Origin of the sequence: Acidovorax delafieldii 2AN, from assembly GCF_000175235.1 — a bacterium.
Classification (GTDB): Bacteria; Pseudomonadota; Gammaproteobacteria; order Burkholderiales; family Burkholderiaceae_C; genus Acidovorax; species Acidovorax delafieldii_B.
On sequence record NZ_ACQT01000524.1, the window covers coordinates 1 to 1,168 of the forward strand.

The 1,168-nt window shown below is 69.1% G+C and carries 2 protein-coding genes; both read right to left on the minus strand.

The features are described from left to right. Positions 1-87: 87 nt before the first annotated feature. The gene (locus ACDELDRAFT_RS22770) at positions 88-528 is read right to left on the minus strand and encodes a CBS domain-containing protein (RefSeq protein WP_005801456.1); all 441 of its coding nucleotides are present in this window, start codon (positions 526-528) and stop codon (positions 88-90) included. Between the two features lie 262 nt (positions 529-790). After that, positions 791-1,168, minus strand: a 378-nt coding sequence (locus tag ACDELDRAFT_RS22775) for a DUF937 domain-containing protein (protein WP_005801458.1), incomplete at its 5' end; no start/stop codon positions are given.

Genomic DNA, 1,168 nt, shown 5'->3' on the forward strand with positions numbered 1-1,168 from the left:
CCGTGCAGACGCGGGCTTGCCGGCCAATGCGAGCCATGCAAGCCGTGCAAGCGCAGCGATACCTGCCGCGCCAGCGCCAGGCCCGTTTCAGCGCCCGCCGCCGGTGATGTAGTGCTCGAGCTGCTCGATGATAAATTTCTGCTCGGAGATGATGTCCTTGACCAAATCTCCGATGGAAATCAGCCCCACCAGCTTTCCGCCTTCGACCACGGGCAGGTGGCGCAGGCGGTTCTCGGTCATGAGGGCCATGCATTCCTCGCTGGTCTGCGCAGGCTGCACGTACATCACGTCGGCCGTCATGACGTCGCGCACCAGCGTGGCCGAGGATTTGCGCCCCAGCAGGGCAATCTTGCGGGCGTAGTCGCGCTCTGTGACGATGCCCACGATGGCGTCACCCTCCATGACCAGCAGGGCACCGATGCCCTTGTCGGCCATGCGCTGGAGCGCGTCGAACACGGAATCGTCCGGCCCGATACGGTGGACGGTGTTGTCCCTCTTGGATCTGAGTATGTCTGCGACGGCGGTCATGAGAGGCCTCCATGAAAGTGATGGCTGACATGGGGGAGTTTCAACGCATCCTGCCTTGCGCGCAACACCGCATGCACCGAAGAGCAAGCGGACCGGCCACAGACCCCACGCGGCAGGCCCCGCGCAACACCCTATCCGTGGGCGCGCTGCCGAGCGGACCGGTGCGCAAGCCCGGCTCTTGCGCCGGGGCCACAGGCGCCCACGCGCCCATGCGGCATACACCCCGCACTTTTCTCTGCGGCGGTGCGCTGGCCGCCCCGCTTCAGCGGCGCCCGCCCAGCAGGCCGCTGCCCATCTTGAGCAGATCCCCCAGGCCCACCTGGCCATCACCATCCTGGTCGAGCAGCCGGCCCAGCAGGCCGCCAGCCAGGCCGTCCTGCTGCTGCACGCGGGCGTGTTCCTGGCCGAGCACCTGCCCCAGCCCGCCCGCGTCCATGCCGCCCGCGCGCATGCGCTGGGCCAGGAACGACATCACGATGGGCGCCAGCATCTGCAGCAGCTGCCCGGCCCCCGCGCCCAGCCCCGTGGCCTGCCCCAGGCCCGTCTCGGCGCGCTCCTGGCTGGTGCCAAAGATGTGGCCCAGGATGGCCGCACCATCGGTCTGAGCGGGCGCGCCCTGCGCGGCTGCTCCGCCGCCGAG